Source organism: Calditrichota bacterium (assembly GCA_013112635.1).
Classification (GTDB): domain Bacteria; phylum Calditrichota; class Calditrichia; order Calditrichales; family J004; genus JABFGF01.
Genome location: JABFGF010000001.1, coordinates 1,010,856 through 1,027,257, shown reverse-complemented (window position 1 = coordinate 1,027,257; position 16,402 = coordinate 1,010,856). Strand labels below are relative to the sequence as shown.

General features: G+C 35.7%; 14 protein-coding genes. 12 read left to right on the top strand and 2 right to left on the bottom strand.

The window, feature by feature from the left end; translation table 11 throughout:
• Positions 1–94 precede the first annotated feature (94 nt).
• On the bottom strand, positions 95–1,597 hold the full coding sequence (locus tag HND50_04245; protein ID NOG44414.1) for an aldo/keto reductase: 1,503 nt from the start codon (positions 1,595–1,597) through the stop codon (positions 95–97).
• 153 nt (positions 1,598–1,750) lie between these two features.
• Between HND50_04245 and HND50_04240 the strand changes: the two genes are divergently transcribed.
• From HND50_04240 to HND50_04220, 5 genes are all read left to right on the top strand, one after another.
• A complete protein-coding gene (locus HND50_04240) occupies positions 1,751–2,512 on the top strand; it encodes a DUF481 domain-containing protein (GenBank protein NOG44413.1) in 762 nt (253 codons plus the stop codon).
• 6 nt (positions 2,513–2,518) lie between these two features.
• A complete protein-coding gene (locus HND50_04235; GenBank protein NOG44412.1) occupies positions 2,519–2,893 on the top strand; it encodes a DUF814 domain-containing protein in 375 nt (124 codons plus the stop codon).
• 93 nt (positions 2,894–2,986) lie between these two features.
• Positions 2,987–4,831 (top strand): hypothetical protein, encoded by a 1,845-nt coding sequence (locus tag HND50_04230; protein ID NOG44411.1) that lies wholly within the window; start codon positions 2,987–2,989, stop codon positions 4,829–4,831.
• Positions 4,828–5,430 carry an HAD family phosphatase gene (locus HND50_04225; GenBank protein ID NOG44410.1) on the top strand — a complete coding sequence of 201 codons (603 nt, stop codon included), beginning with the start codon at positions 4,828–4,830 and terminating at the stop codon, positions 5,428–5,430. The genes HND50_04230 and HND50_04225 overlap by 4 nt, the downstream gene beginning before the upstream one ends.
• Positions 5,431–5,549: 119 nt before the next feature.
• On the top strand, positions 5,550–5,984 hold the full coding sequence (locus HND50_04220; GenBank protein ID NOG44409.1) for a CBS domain-containing protein: 435 nt from the start codon (positions 5,550–5,552) through the stop codon (positions 5,982–5,984).
• Positions 5,985–6,063: 79 nt separating this feature from the next.
• On the opposite strand, the gene HND50_04215 is transcribed toward HND50_04220, so the two are convergent.
• On the bottom strand, positions 6,064–7,305 hold the full coding sequence (locus HND50_04215; GenBank protein NOG44408.1) for an arginine deiminase: 1,242 nt from the start codon (positions 7,303–7,305) through the stop codon (positions 6,064–6,066).
• Between the two features lie 158 nt (positions 7,306–7,463).
• Here HND50_04215 and ccsA point away from each other — a divergent pair, with 158 nt between their 5' ends.
• From ccsA to HND50_04180, 7 genes are all read left to right on the top strand, one after another.
• On the top strand, positions 7,464–8,276 hold the full coding sequence (gene ccsA / locus HND50_04210; GenBank protein NOG44407.1) for a cytochrome c biogenesis protein CcsA: 813 nt from the start codon (positions 7,464–7,466) through the stop codon (positions 8,274–8,276).
• A 21-nt stretch (positions 8,277–8,297) separates the two neighbouring features.
• Positions 8,298–10,241 carry a sigma 54-interacting transcriptional regulator gene (locus HND50_04205; GenBank protein ID NOG44406.1) on the top strand — a complete coding sequence of 648 codons (1,944 nt, stop codon included), beginning with the start codon at positions 8,298–8,300 and terminating at the stop codon, positions 10,239–10,241.
• Positions 10,242–10,545: 304 nt separating this feature from the next.
• Positions 10,546–12,693, top strand: coding sequence for a TonB-dependent receptor (locus HND50_04200; protein NOG44405.1), 2,148 nt, complete (start codon positions 10,546–10,548; stop codon positions 12,691–12,693).
• Between the two features lie 83 nt (positions 12,694–12,776).
• Positions 12,777–13,742: a hypothetical protein gene (locus tag HND50_04195; GenBank protein NOG44404.1), complete on the top strand. Its 966-nt coding sequence runs from the start codon at positions 12,777–12,779 to the stop codon at positions 13,740–13,742.
• 79 nt (positions 13,743–13,821) lie between these two features.
• Positions 13,822–14,535: a hypothetical protein gene (locus tag HND50_04190; GenBank protein ID NOG44403.1), complete on the top strand. Its 714-nt coding sequence runs from the start codon at positions 13,822–13,824 to the stop codon at positions 14,533–14,535.
• A 21-nt stretch (positions 14,536–14,556) separates the two neighbouring features.
• Positions 14,557–14,748: a hypothetical protein gene (locus HND50_04185; GenBank protein NOG44402.1), complete on the top strand. Its 192-nt coding sequence runs from the start codon at positions 14,557–14,559 to the stop codon at positions 14,746–14,748.
• A gap of 70 nt (positions 14,749–14,818) precedes the next feature.
• Positions 14,819–16,396 carry a PepSY domain-containing protein gene (locus HND50_04180; GenBank protein NOG44401.1) on the top strand — a complete coding sequence of 526 codons (1,578 nt, stop codon included), beginning with the start codon at positions 14,819–14,821 and terminating at the stop codon, positions 16,394–16,396.
• Positions 16,397–16,402: the final 6 nt, after the last annotated feature.

Sequence of the window (16,402 nt, the reverse complement as noted above, 5' to 3'; positions counted from 1 at the left end):
GATTGAGGGGTAATTGTAGTAAGTGGAAGGTTTTGTCTGGTCGTAAATATGCGACTTTTTAAATTGATTCTGTGTCGTATGAATGCGACTGCGATTATTGTTTATTTGTATTTATCCAGAAATCCTTTGGGAGATTTATTTTGGATTGTTTCAGAATATTTAACACATCCTGCACATATTCTTTGCGGCGCATACCAACTAAGGTTGTGGTGACACCATCGCTATTCAATAAGGCGCTAAGTGCCAATTCTTGAAGACTTTCACATTTATTTAAGACTTTGTTAATATCTTTTATTTTATCAAAATGTATTTTGTTTTCTTTAGAGATTTTTTCACCAAGGTATAAAGTTAAATACCCCAACAAAGTGTTAAATAATTCAACATAGTCATCCAGCCATTTAATGGTCTCTTTGCTTTTATCCGGAAGATCATTTACTTGCTGAACTGCATGACTAATTTGATCTGTTAAAAAAAGAGCCTGGCTTTCAATCCATTGCCAATACGGGCCTAGTTTTTGCCAGTTTGTACTTAAATAGCTCCCGCTCGAAAAATAACCGGAAAACTTTTTTTGTGTGTCTTCATCTGCATTTAAAACGGGTAATATATTAGAGACAAAATCAGATTCCATATTGACAATTTGAGAGAACTTCTCTTGCAACGCATCCTGATCAAACTCAACACTTGTTTCCAGGGTTACCAATCGTTTCATATGGTTTCCAGAAAAAGCATTGAGCGGTCTGTTTACTAAAACTGCAATCTTTTTTATTTCCGCAAATTTAAGAGGAGACTGATTGTCGGATAGATTTGGTTCTGTAGCCGCGCCAGTTTCAAATAAATTCATTGGCATTTGAACAACCCGGAATTTATGGTTTTTAGAAATACTTTCAGCAATATCCCAAACCTTTTCCAGGCTGGTAAAATCATAATGTTTGGATGGTATTGGAAAAGTATTTGAACTAATTCCGTAAAACTGAATGCGCCCATTTTGCACTTCAATTTCCAGCTGCATAAATGCCTGCTCAATTCGCCGATAATATTCTGTGCGGGCTTCCTCTAAATCCATGCCTTGCTTGTGTGCCCACAAAAGATAGTACTCAGGATTATGTAAAAGGTAGACATCGATTGTTTTCATTTGCAAACGATTTAAACTTCTTGTTAATTGATCCGCAAGAAAATCGGGATGGATGCAGTGTTCAAGGCCACTGCCATATTCTACCAGATCCGGAAATGGTTTTCCTTGTTGTTTCAGTTGTTGGCTCAGTTGAAAATTTTGTCCCTGCAAATAGCCCACTTTACTGACAATTACAATCTCATCGCGTTTTAGTTTTTTTTCTTCGGATAGGTTTTTGAATGCTGCACCAATCAGCTCTTCAGAACCACCATTAGCATAGTTACTGCTTGTATCGATAAGGTTAATGCCATGTGTCAGCGCGTATTCCAGCGCCTGTCTGTGTTCATCTACAGAAATATGGACGCGGTAACCTCCAAACCCTGCCTGGCTAACGGAGAGATTTGTCTGCCCAAGGTGTTCATAGTTTAAAGTTTCATATTTTTTAGAGTAAAGTTTTGTTGCTTCTGGCGTGGCAGATTTGAGCATATTTTATCCCGGTTTTTTAAAAAGGTGAAATTTACAAGTAACCCTGAATTTTACAAAACAATATTCAGGAAGTTAAACAAATAATTTCAATTTCATAAAAATCCAATACTGCTTATATTTGTTAATTCATAAATAAAAATGAAAAGTGATAAAATGAAAATCATATTATTTATAACATTATTTGCTCTTTCTTTTTCAAACCTGTTTGCCCAGGTCAATACAGAAAAATATCGTTCATCCCATGATAGCCTTGGTCTGTCACTTCAATCGGAAATTGGTGCAACTGTCCAAAAAGGAAATGTGGACTTTCAGGAATTTTCCATTGAATCAGTTTTATCATATAAATTGCAGAGCAGTACTTATCTGTTTGTCGTTTCAGGGGATTTCGGCTGGGAAGACAGAAAAAGCTTTTCCAATTCTTTATTATTTCATCTACGCAATATCCACGATTTGTCGGCGCGGTTTAAACTGGAGTTGTTCGTACAGCTTGATTATGACAAAGAGCATCTTCTTATTTCTAGAAAACTGACTGGTGCAGGCCTGCGATCTCATTTATTTAGCCTGGGTTCGGATAAGCTTTGGATAGGCAATTCAATATTTTTTGAACAAGAGAAATATGATTTACCAAAGACCGCCAAACATGATTCGGAACTAAATAATTTGCGAATTAGCACATACCTGACTTTTAAGAAAAAAATAAAGGAATATATCAACTGGGATTCCGTGGTTTACTACCAGCCCATGTTAGATCAATTGGGTGATTATAAAATAATTGGTGAAACGGGTTTGACTTTTGAAATTGAGGACCAAATATCTTTGGCCATTGGTTTCAATTATCGCTTTGACAGTATTCCTGCCGATGGAATTAAGAAAAATGATTATAAAACCGAAATGGGACTTGTATTAAGTTTGTAGTGATTGATGAAAATTAAAAAATTTACAAGCAGTTCAGGATTAGAAATATTGGTTGGGCAGGATGATGCATCCAATGATTATTTGAGTTTGAAATTGGCAAACGCAAATGATTTATGGTTCCATGTGGCCGGGTTTCCTGGCAGCCACGTTGTTCTGTGTTGTGCTGATTATGAAGAAGATAAAGATAGCATAAAAGAAGCTGCGGCATTGGCAGCCTGGTTTTCCAAGATGCGCAATGGTAAAAATGTTTCAGTTCATTACTGCAAAGCGCAAAATGTAAGCAAACCGCGAAAATCCAAACCCGGTACAGTAAATATCAAACAAATAAAAAAGATAAAAGTAACTCCGCGTTTACTTGATGATGGAGAGTGGATTGAATAAATGTGTTCTGTAAACGGCTGGTTCGTAAACGTTAAAATCACTAAATTGTGTTTGGCGTATTCAGAATAAAAATTAAATAATTTTGGAGTAAAAATGAGTGACCTTTTAAAACAAAAAATTGATTTTGCTACGGAGATTAAGAAAGAGATTCTGGCAATCAACGAAATCCCGAAAAATACAATCGAGCAAATAAATGCTAATCTTTCTTCGGATGAAGGCAAAGAACCAAATTTATGGGAAGCAGCACTTTTACTCGGTGCTTTTTATAACACAGTACCTGTTTCAAATGAAGTCCGCGATCAGGCAAGAGCAGTGATTTCAAAAATCCGCAATCATCAGGGCGAGCGTGCCATGGTCAAAACAGATCCTACAACTATTGTGTTGGGAACTTCGGGTTGGCGCGGTGTAATCGGTGAAGATTTTACATTGATAAATATCCACAAAGTTTTACGTGCAATTACAGAATTGATCCAAAGTGAACACTATTTGAAATACAATAAGTTTTCCTCTTTTTCCGATGTTCAGAAACGCGGAATGCTGGTTATGCGCGATAATCGTTTTATGGGTGATGTGTGGATTGAAGCAGCTAAAAAAGAACTAACATTGGTTGGAGTAAAAGTATATGATGCCGGAATGTGTCCTACTGGTGTCGGTTCAGCTTTTGTTAAAGATCAGGGACTGGCCGGATTGGTGAATTTCACGCCATCGCATAACCCAATGGAATATGCCGGAATAAAATTTAATCCCGCAGATGGCGGCGGTGCCGAATCGGATCTCACTTCTGTAATTGAAGTTGCTGCGAACAAATTAATGAAGGTAAGTGATTTTGAGCCGGCAAAAAATATTGATCAAACTTTAGTTGAAAAGGTGAATGCAGCATCATTTTTTAAAAAATATATTGAAGAGAAAAGTGTAGTGTTTGATCTGGATGCAATCCGCACCTGGCTGAGAGAGAATAAAAATGATTTTTTAATGATTGTGGATTTTATGCACGGTGCTTCCAGAGGTTATGTTCAAGAATTGCTTGGCCAGGATGTTTGGAACGAATTAATTCAGGCCGGGGCTTTGATAACAAGGCATGAAGATGAGGATTTTTCTTTTCACGGTATGAAACCTGAACCGAGCGCCCCGAATCAAAAACCGCTTTTAGATATTTTAAAAAAGGAAAATCGAAAATTTAGCCTTGGTATGGCCATGGATCCAGATGCAGACCGAATTCGATACGCCGATCACAAGCTGGATATTGATATGAACCTCTTCTCGGTTATCGCTTATTCCGGATTGTTGGAACGCGGTATTAATGGCAAGATAGTCCACTCGGTACCATCATCGGGATTTGCCGGAAAGATTGCAAGGGAAAATGGTCAGGATAGTACTGAAACAATGGTTGGTTTTAAAAATTTCCGAAGCCAGTTTTTAAGTGGTGATTATGTGATGGGTTTTGAGGAATCGGATGGAATTTCATTTATTGGCCATACACTGGAAAAATGTGCCTTATCCGGATTCATGGCTGCTTTGACAGCAATTTCTACTTCAAATAAAAACCTGTCTGAACTCTATGAAGAACTACGATTGAAATATGGTTATTTTTATCCGGGACGTGCGGGTGTTGATGTTAAAGGCGTGTCTGTTGAAGCCTGGCAGGCTTATAAAGCTCAAGTTGTGGACATCCTGCAAAATAAATTATATAAAGTTGGTGATAAAATAACCATTGGGGGAATCGAAAAAACTATCAAAAACATTTTAACAATTGACGGGTTAAAAGTTTTTATGGAAGATGACAGCTGGATTTTAATGCGTCCATCCGGGACTGAGCCAAAATTCCGTTATTATTATGAAGTGGTTTCAGACAAACCCCTTGCCAATCCGGATAGAGAATTGGAAAATTACAATGATGCCGCAGCAACAATCCTGCAAAAAACGAGGGATATGGTTTGAAAATTGAGGCAATAATTTTTGACCTGGGAAGGGTCTTGGTAGATGTTGATTTCTCAGGTCTTTTTAATAAATACACAAATCCGGGCAATAACCCGGATTTTTCTTTTACGCTGGAGCAAGTAATGACCGAGGAATGGTTTATTGAGCATTCCAGCGGTAAATGCAATGATGAACAGTTTTTTCAGAAAGTTAGAGAAAACTATAATATCGATGTGAGCCTGGACGAGTTTAAAAGGGAATGGGCTTCCATTTTTAAACCGATGCCTGAGATGGAGACATTTCTTAAACAGACTGCAAAAAAATATCCTGTTGGACTTCTTTCCGATACAGATGCAATTCATTGGAATTTCTTGTTAAAAGAATATCCCTTTTTAAAGATGTTCACAAATCCAATTCTGAGTTTTGAGATTGGAGCTATGAAACCGGCAGAAATATGCTACCTCAAAGCAGCAGATTCTGTAAATACTGTTATCGAGAATTGTCTTTTTATTGATGACCGCCAAGTAAATGTTGATGGGGCAGTTAAGGCAGGTATGCAGGCTGTTCAATTTGAATCAAATGAAAAACTAAAAGACTTTTTTAAAATGAATAATTTGTAAAATTGAATATCGGTTTGCTGCAATTTATCTCACCGCAAAACTAAATACTTTTTTCACACTTGACTTATTCGGTTTTAGGACGTTTATTTAGGCTACGTACAAAAAACTAAGGAGACGTCATGCCAAAAATTCCACAAATATCAGAGTTTATGGATAAAACTTTCGTAACACTCAGCCCGGACATGGATGTATACAAGGCAATAGATGTCTTATTGGATCGGGGGGTGACAAGTGCTGTTGTAGTTGATCCGTATGACCGGATAGTTGGTATTTTATCCGAAAAAGACTGCCTGACTGTTTTAACAAAAGGGGTTTATCACGTTCTGCCGAGCGCAAAAGTATCTGATATTATGACAACTAAAGTAGTTACTACCAGCGCGGATACCGATGTTTTTCAGGTGGCAGATATTTTCTTGAAACACTTTTTTAGAAGATTAGTGATTGCCGATGAAGATAACAAAATGATCGGACAAATTACACGGCGAGATTTGCTGCGGGTAATAAGGCAATGGAAAAAAGAATCTAAGGATACTAAGAAAGCCCCAATTATGTAAAAGAAATGAAGAGCGAAGAGCGTTATGCGTAGAGCAGGTTGACATGTGTTGGTCGCTCTGCGCTACGCCTTTCGGTTTCTTACTCTTCTCTCAAAATTGGCATTGTCATGCACCGGCAACCGCCTCCACCACGTGTTAGCTCATTACCTTTCATAGCAATAGCATATTTGTCCAATGTTGATAAATCGATCAGACCTTCAATAACATCTCTTGCTTCAATTCTTGGGATACCAGCTTTCTCCAACTCATCGAAGGTGTAATAATTCATACCATAGCCAATTACTTTACCGGGGGCTATTGTAAAAAAATTAGCGCCGGATTGCCATTGTTCACGTTGTTGATAAAGAGAATCTTGACCACCACAATAAATAGGGTGCAGGTTAATGCCTACTTTTTTTAGTGCATCTAAAAGATAATCATGACGGCTAAAATGTGGCTTCTCCGGATTGCTGATATTAACATGGATTACGTCAACAGCGTTACTTTCATTTATTAAATCAGGGAAAACTACAGCCTTATCTTTATCTACCATAGTAAATACCATATCAAGGTGAATCCAGGCCCTGTGTTTTGGCAGCATAACCACAAAAATATTCTTTACTTTTCCTATTCTTTTGAAATGTTCAATTAAATAATCAATTCCGCCCGGACTTGTCCGTTCACTCATCCCAATCAAAATTGTATCTTCACGAACAATGAGGACATCGCCTCCTTCAAAAGTCACTTGTGATTTGTTGAGTGCAGTGGTGTCTACAAGGTGGTCAACTTCGCAATCCAACTCTGGATGATAATGAAAGATATAACGCATTACCAGGGTTTCCATTGTTCGTACCGCGGTTGCCATATTGCCAATCAAAGCATGTTTGTTTACAACCATTGCTGCATCACGCGTAAAAAACAGGTTTGGTAAAGGAGGAATAGCAAAATGATGTCTGGATAGATAGTTTTCCAACGTATCCTTTTTTAATTCTGTCCCGACAATTATCTGATTGGCCAAATCCTTTGCCGAAAGATTCATCAGTTCATCTTTGTATTCCTTAACATTAAGGTTCGTACAAATTGTATTTATAAATTCATTGTGAATTTTAGAGTCTTTCAAAATATCAAGAAGCAAATCTTTAACCTGAAAGGGTTGAGCAACCTTTTCAAGTACACCACTAAGTTGGCTGTGCTGATTGCGGGCATTTTGTAGATTTAAAATGTCGTCATACAAAACTTCTTCTGCTGTTTCAGGAGTCATTAACTCCAGTTCCCGGCCCGGTGTATGAATTATAACTTTTTTAAGTGTATTAATTTCAGATGTAACAGATACTTTACTCACAAGTTGCTCCTAAAATATTGAATGCGCAAAATTATGACTCTGTCCAATTTGTTCCAAATAGAATAATTGTAATAAATATATTTTTTAGCATCGCAAAAAATATGTAATTTTCCAACAATATTTGTTTTTCCATATCCGAGATAAATTTTGGAGGCGGTTTGTTTACAATACTTCAATGGCTGGTTTTTCTGGTATATACAGTTGCAACTTATTTTTACTGGCAAGATTTTATTAACACCAAAAGTAAACAAAATCAGAGAGCACAAAATTGGTTTTTTGCTGCAGTAAGCTTGCACCTGGCCCTAATTATCTATTTCGCATTTGAAAATGGCAGAGTTCCAATAGCTACCGTAAGTGAGGCAGTTAGTACTTTTGTATGGATTACTGCTACACTTTATTTAGTTATAGAGTTTAAATTAAAAGAGCGTTCTCAGGGAGCTCTAATTTTGTCAGTAGTATTAATTCTTTTGTTACAGTCTTTTTTAACTTTTGATTCGACTGCAGAAATAAATCCGGTTTTATATGATATTAGATTTGAAACGCATGTATTGTTTATGCTTTTAGGCTATAGTGGATTTACGCTTTCTGTAATAGCAAGTATCCTTTTCTTGTTGCTATACCGGGAAATACAAAAAAAAGAGCTGGGTCTTTTCTTTCGCAAACTTCCGTCTTTAGCATATTTTGAACGCATAAGCGAAACAGCTATTAATGTAGGTCTTATTTTTGTTTCGATTGGTTTTATCCTGGGATTCTATTTTGCCACTTTAGTCTGGACGGAATCATTTTATCTGGATCCAAAAATTATTGTGGTTCTGCTAACTTTAATAGTGTACATAGTACATTTAGTAGGCAGGAAAACTGGCAAAATTCAGGGCAAACATGCAGCCTTAATATCGGTTATTGGATTTGTTTTAATTTTATTTTCTTTCTTCATTGTTTCAAAAGTAATACCTGGTGCTCATCAATTCTAAACATTAATCAAAACTAATTACATGGCATTTAAAGCTTATAAATTCCTATATCCAAAAATTGAAAACACAGATAATGGTGCTCAACTAAATGTTGGTTCTATTAAAAGGGTTTATAATGCATTAAATGTAGAAGAGATGCTTTTTGTCCGTGGCAGTAAATGCCTTACAGTTTTTGCATTTTCGGACAATGTTTTACCCGAAGATTATTTGTTTTTTGAAACGATAAAATCCACTTTTAAAAATATCTCCATTCTTGAAAATGAGAGACAAATATTTGTTGAAAATAATGCGATTAAACATTTCTTTTTAATCGCCAATGGAATGGATAACAGTTCCAATCAAAAAGATTTTGTTAAGTCTTTTGTAAATGATTATAACCTGGCTAAGCAAGAAACATTTGTGGGCGCTGTTTTCCAAAGGCTTTTCCAAAGAAGTATTTGGCTTCATGAAAAAGTACGATTGAGTACAAATTATTTTAATATTGCCATTAGTAATTCAGATATCTTTAGCGACCTAGCCTGCAAAATTTTTGAAAACCTATCCACAGTTGTTGTACAAATCGACAACATATCAGAGAATACTTATTTAACTATAAATGCTTTATATCGATTGGGCTGCCGAAGGTTTTTATTTAGTGGCAATGCAAAAGACAGCAATTATTTAGGAGAAAAGTCTTTACCTGAGATAACTTTAACTGCTCATGATAATAATCTTTCAAATGATGCTGACATTTTAATTATTAATCAGATAGAATCTTCATTGTTGGATTCTGAGAGAATTAGCACTAGAATGGCAATTAAAAATAATGCCCCTTTACTTATCCTGAATAGTGCTGAAGAAACAGAAAAGAAAAAGCTGCATAAAAAGTTTACATCAATTTATTCCTATAATTATACAGATCTTGAACGGGCGATTGAAAAGAATAAACTGGAACGGAAGAGAATACTCACTGATGTAAATCCATGGATTGAGCTTGAAGTAAATGATTTTTACAACTGGCTTTCCAGTGATTCCCGCTACAAATTTATGGGCATTATTGGCAGTGCTCCAAAAATGCAGCATTTGTTTGAAATGATATCCCGGATTTCCCAGACGGATATTAGCGTTTTAATCCAGGGCGATAGTGGAACGGGTAAGGAACTTGTAGCAAAGGCTGTTCACAACTTAAGCTCCCGATCTGAAAAACCATTTATAGTTGTAAATTGTGGGGCAATTCCGGAAAATCTTTTAGAAAGTGAATTATTTGGCCATATACGTGGTTCATTTACAGGTGCTGTTGCGGATAAAAATGGCTTGTTTTTTGAAGCCAATAAAGGTACGATTTTCCTGGATGAAATTGGTGAACTTCCTCAACAGTTACAAGTAAAGCTTTTGCGCTTTTTGCAAGAAGGTGACATTAAACCTGTTGGCAGTAATAATACCATAAAAGTGGATGTACGAGTTGTTGCAGCCACAAACAAAAACTTGTTTGAAATGGTAAAAAAAGGAATTTTCCGAAGTGATTTGTTTTATCGTTTAAATGTAATGCTGCTGGATTTACCCACATTAAAAGAGCGTAAAGAAGATATTACTATATTGGCTGGACACTTTTTAAGAAAATATTCTACAAAATTTAAAAAAGAAGTAACAGAATTTTCTAATAAAACTTTACAATACTTTCAATATTATGACTGGCCTGGCAATATTCGTGAATTAGAAAATGCTGTGGAGCATGCCGTTGCACTTTCCCTGGGAAAGCAAGTTAACGAATTTGACTTACCCCAAACCATTCGTGGTGTAAAAGTTGACTTTTCATCAAATGGAAACCCAAAAAATGCAACTTTAAAGGATGTTGAAAAATCTCATATTTTGAATACTTTAAATTCGACAAAATGGGATTATGACAAAGCCTGCAAAATTTTAGGAATTGGCCGAACAACATTGTGGCGAAAACTAAAAGAATATGATGTAAAAGAACTCCCCTGATTTTTCAATCTGAAAACATATAATTTTCAAAGTGAAAAAATTGAATCAGTCTTTTAAAATTTATAATTAAAACCCCTTCCCTTTAAATCGTGTATCCCCTTTAAAAATAATGACTTACTTTGGAGTAAGTGTTTAATATTATTCCCCAATATTCTTGGCATACAATTTGTCTATACAGATGATAGTCATAGACAATAGAAGTATAAACCAACCTCCTGGGCCCAACTTGAACTATCTCAATCAAGTTGGGCAACTTCTATATTAATCCATTTGAGAAAAAATTATAGATTTTTGAAAGTTAAAAATGAAACGACTATTTAATATTACACTTCTACTAAACATCCTATTATTTGCAACTCACAGCATTGCTGGTAATACAAAGATATTAGGATTGGTTACAGATGCTGAACACTCTGAACCGCTTGTTGCAGCAAATATTTATATCGAAGGAACGCAGTTTGGTTCTACTTCCAGTACAACCGGAGAGTTTGAATTAAACCTGGATCAGTTAGAACCAGGTAATTACACTCTTATTTGCTCATATATTGGCTATTATGAATATCAAGCTTCAATTCAGTTAATAAAAAATCAAACCCTGAAACATAATATTGTTTTAAAAGAGTCGGCATTAACTCTTGATCAAATTGTTGTAACCGGCACAAGAAGTGAACGCCTTTTAAAACACAGTCCTGTTTCAACACAACTTATTAAAAAAGAAACCATCATTAAAAGCGGTGCTTCCGATTTAGCTGAACTTCTTTCTTCAACAACAGGCGTCAATGTTACTTCAAATGGGATCGGAACCGGCACAAGTACTGTTGAACTTCAGGGGTTTGGCAGTGAACATGTAATGATCCTTGTAGATGGTATGAAAATGATTGGCCGCGTGGATGGAAAACTTGATGTCTCACAAATTCCATCATCTTTAATTGAAAGGATTGAAATTGTAAAAGGCGCAACATCGACACTTTACGGTAGTGAGGCCATGGGTGGTGTAATAAATGTCATTACAAAGCAGCCAAAAGATGAGTTGAGTTTCGATTCAAATATTAAGTATGGATCTTATGGAAAGCTAGACACAGATTTTTCAGTTGGAAGTGATTTCTTAGGTTTTCAGCCACTATTAAATGTCAGTTACCGCAAACATGATGGATATGATCTTGACAAAAAAACAACTCGGACAGACGCGACATCTTATGATAAATACCAAACACAGTTGAAAGTAAGAAAACAGTTTTCTGAATACTTTGATGTGATTTTACAAACGCATTTTCATGATGAAGTGCAAACAATAACGGCAAACGATATTTTTAAAAACCGCATCTCAAATGATTATTTTACTGCTAATACTAAAATTGAACATAACTGGATAAAGAATGCTAAAATAACCACCATAAGCGAATTCTCTACATATAATCACCACTTCGATCAAATTGTTATTTCATCCGGGTTTTTAAAAAAAGGGGAAGCGCCGACAACAGAAAACCTTTTTAAAAATGAAATATTGTTTAGTCATGAATCACATGATTATAAAATTAATGGCGGTGTGGGGTTTGAAACCGAAAGTCTAAAGTCAGATCGCATCAAAAACACTGAAGCAGATAGATATGTGTTTAATAGTTTTTTCCAGAATGAACTTATTCTCTCTTCATGGACAACAATTGTTTTAGGTGGACGTTTTGATAAACATTCTATCTTTGGAGAGCAATTTACTCCGAAAGCTTCACTTATGTTTTCCCCAAGCTATAACAATCGGATTCGCCTTTCTTATGCTCAAGGATTTAGAGTCCCTACTTTTAAAGACAGACTTCTCGATTACTATAACTCTTCTGTTAATTATTTAATTAAAGGAAATTTGGATCTCAGGCCAGAGCACTCAAATGCTTATAATCTTGGATTTGAGTTTTGGTCAGAAAAACAATATCACTCCCGTTTAAATTTTTTCTATAACAGAATTTCAAATCTTATTGATTATCAGGTGATTGGAAAAGTTGACGGGGCGCTGCACATAACATATATGAATGTAGAAAATGCACAAACGTGGGGAGCCGAGTGGGATATGGAGTATTATCCAACATCATGGTTGGAAACATCGATTGGTTACAATTATTTTGATTCTTACAGTAAAAAGACAAAGACGCCTCTGCAGTTTAAACCAAAACATAGAGTAAATCTTAGATTTTCACTCTCCTTTCCTAACAATATTGTTCTTAATATTTTGGGCCAGGTTACAAGTAAAAAATTTAGTTTTATTGGGGAGGATTTTATTCCTATTGATGGAAATAAAATTTGGATTGACGGCTATTACCTTGTTAACGCGAATATTAATTTTCCGGTTTGGAACCAAGTAAGCGGACAAGTTGGTGTAAACAATTTGAATGACTATGTAGACAAGGTATGGGGACCGATGCCTGGGCGTGAATTTTTTTCAAGTATAAAAATTAACTTATAAATAAAAACAAATAAATCGCGTTTCTAAGAATGAAAAATTAAAGATTATTCTTGAACGCTTAAATAATTATTCGTGGAGGAATCATGAAAATATTTACACTATTTATTATAACTTTAATCTTTGTCTCTTGTAGTGAGAATTCAACTAGTCCTGATGAAAAAAATTCGGATGCACAGACTTTTACATCTGTAAATGTTAAAACTGATGGGACACAATACTTTACATTTAATAATAATACTGGCAGTATGGATGTTCCCGCTACCTGGGATATTGCCTTTTCAACAGTTCCATTGGTAGTTGAAACAGCGCCATGCCAATACTTTACTATGCCTAACGATCCTGTTATTCTCACCGGGACAGATGTTACTATGGCAATAGTAGATGCAGTAAGTTTAGATGATGTAAATGAAATCCCCTCTGCAGGCGAATTTTCAGCAGATGTAACTGAAAGCGTTGCTTTTATTGGTCAAAACTGGTTTAATAGTCAAACATTTCAAATTACAAATGATGTTTATGCTGTTAAAACTTGTGCCGGCAAAATGGCCTTATTGCAAATTATCGAGTATAAATATAGCGGACCACCAACTCACACACTTTCTGACATTAAATGGCGTTACAAATATCTTGAAGATGGGACATCAGATTTTTCATCTGTCGGGGTAGATTCATTTGTTTCTGAAGATGCTAATACAAACATGCAATATTTTGCATTCAATAGTGGGGCTGTTTCTGCTAGTGAATCATTTGACTTAAAGTTAGATGGATCTTTTTTCTGGCTTGGTGAAAATGTAAAAGCTAAAAAGCTTGCAACTACTGATATAAATTCAATTACAACGGTTACAGACGACAGTTTTGCAAGTGATACAATGCCAAGCTATATAACACTTGGGTGGTATGATTATGGTGATGGTCATTTACTTACAGCCAAAGATTATATTTATGTTGTAAAAGCAAACAATGGCCAACATGCAGCTTTCGAAATTGTAAATTACTATAACTCTGAGGGGGAATCGGGTACATTTACCATAAATTGGAAATATCTCGACTAATCCCGTAAATGTCCCCGCATGGCGTAGTTCCCGGGTATCATTGGGTATCCGGTGACTGTGTTTTAAAATGAGAATAATAATGCCTAATTTTGTTTATTATATCCCCGTAGCAACAACACTTTTTTCAATATATTTTGCATGGCATATCTTTAGAAGGTATAACACCAAAGGTGGCGGTATGCATTTACTTTGGTGGGGCGCAGGTGTTGTAATGTATGGTGTTGGCACGTTTACAGAATCATATGTATCCATCTTTGGTTGGAATGAGTTTATTTTTAGAAGCTGGTATATTGCAGGCGCCTTGCTGGGAGGTGCGCCTTTAGCTCAAGGTACTGTATATTTATTATTAAAACCTAAAACGGCAAATCGATTAACATGGGCACTTATTCCGGCAATAATAATAGCGGCATTTTTTGTTTTAATAACACCTTTGGATTATTCACAGGTTGAGCCATTTCGTCTATCCGGAGGCGTTATTCATTGGCAGTGGGTTCGCTTATTTAGCCCTTTTATTAATCTTTATGCATTTGTTTTTTTGGTGGGAGGGGCAATTTTATCAGCAGTTCGCTTTAAAAGGAATAATAAAACCTACTATCGGTTTATAGGAAATGTGTTAATTGCTTTTGGCGCATTACTTCCTGGGATAGGAGGCACATTTACTCGTTTTGGATATATAGAAATTTTGTATATTACTGAATTCCTTGGATTATCACTGATCTTTGCAGGCTATTTATTTAACATAAATAACAAAAAGCTGATAGATTTAAGGGATAAAAAAATTATTTTAAGTTAAACTTTTTTTTGGAGATATAGTATGGAAACTGAAATTAAAAAAGCGTGCCTGTTTTGTGATCGGGATGAACATGAAATTCCACTTATTTCATTAGTATACCAGGGAAACAGCATGTGGATTTGTCCACAACACATGCCAAATTTAATTCACAATCCTTCATCACTGGAAGGTAAATTGCCTGGTGCGGAAAACATGGATGCAGCAGAGCATTAAAGTTAGAAAGTCTTTTTACATAACACCCGTTATAGTTTTATAGCGGGTGTTTTTTTAATTTTGGAATGGAATGAGAAATATTTATAAAATATCGAAATGGCTTCATAAATATATTGGTTTGCTTCTGGTTTTGTTTTTAATGTGGATGAGTTTATCAGGTGTTTTGTTAAATCATCCGGAATTAATTGCAGATTTGACAGTACCACAATTTTTAACTCCAAAACAGTATAAAGTAAAAAATTGGAACCGTAGCTCCTTAACCGAGCTGCAGTTTTTAGAAAGCGATTCCAATATTGCAATTGGTTGTGGTAAACTTGGCGTATGGAAAACAACAGATGGAGGGTTTTCGTTTGTTTCCATGTCCGATGGTTTACCTGCTGAGGCGTTGTATAGAAAAACCAGGGACATTTTTGTTTGGGAAGGTGATTCAACTCTTATTTTTGCGGGGACTCATCATGGGTTATATGTATGCAATTTTGAAAATGAAAAATGGCGAAATCTAAAACTTGACGGGCTTAACCCTGAAATAAAGAAAATCGTTTCTGCGAAAAATGAACTTTTGGTTTTCACTGAATCTGAAGCTTATAAAGCAAGCTTTCCAGCCAGAGAACTTCAGTTTCAAAAAGTTAAGTTGAAACGTGACAAAGAAGCTGAAAACACAGTCTCGCTGATCAGGCTTTTTTTTCATCTACATTCTGGTGAAATTTGGGGATTACCAGGGAAACTACTTTTCGATATTGTTGGAATAATATTGTTCTTTTTATCAATTTCCGCCTTTTACAGTTGGTACTATCCCTGGAAAAGAAAACGAGATAAAAAGGGAGTGATTGTTAATGTACCAATTGTAAAAAAGGCATTTAAATGGTTTTTTAAATATCATCTAAAATTAGGGATTTGGAGTGCTGTCATTCTTTTTATAATGGGCGTTACAGGTTTTTTTATGCGTCCTCCAATGCTGGCTGTAATTGCAGAAGGAAGCATTCCAATAAGCTGGTATCCCGGAACAATTTCTGATAATCCGTGGGACGAGAAAATCAAAAATGCTTTATACGATTCTGACAAAGATCAATTGATTGTTGAGGCCACCGATGGGTTTTGGGTTGGGGCAGCAGACCTTAACTCAACATTTGAAAACAAAGAAATGAATGTGCCGGTTTTTGTTATGGGTACAACTGTTTTTGAACCGATTGACAGTACCGGTATTTTAACAGGTTCTTTTAATGGATTATTTCGCTGGGACAAAGAAACGGATAAATCTGTAGATTTGATTGAAGGAAAAGATCCAAAGACAATTTCTTCAATAAAGCCGGCAGAACTTATGGTAACCGGTTTTTTCTCTACACCACAGTTGGAAAAATTTATAACAACCCATGAGCAAGGGTTATTACCCCTTAACCAGGCAGAAGGTGATGGCAGGTTTAAAATGTCTGCAACGATACGTGAAAATTACTCAATGCCTTTGTGGAACTGGCTTTTTGAAATTCATAATGGACGCTTTTTTAAAGACACAATTGGAGCTTTTTATATTTTACTTGTTCCACTTGGGTCATTCTTTTTTGTCTTGATAACATTATCGGGTGTTATCGATTGGATTTATATTAAAATTGGGCGTAACCCTATAATGAAAAAATTACAAAAAAATAAATAAGGGCAG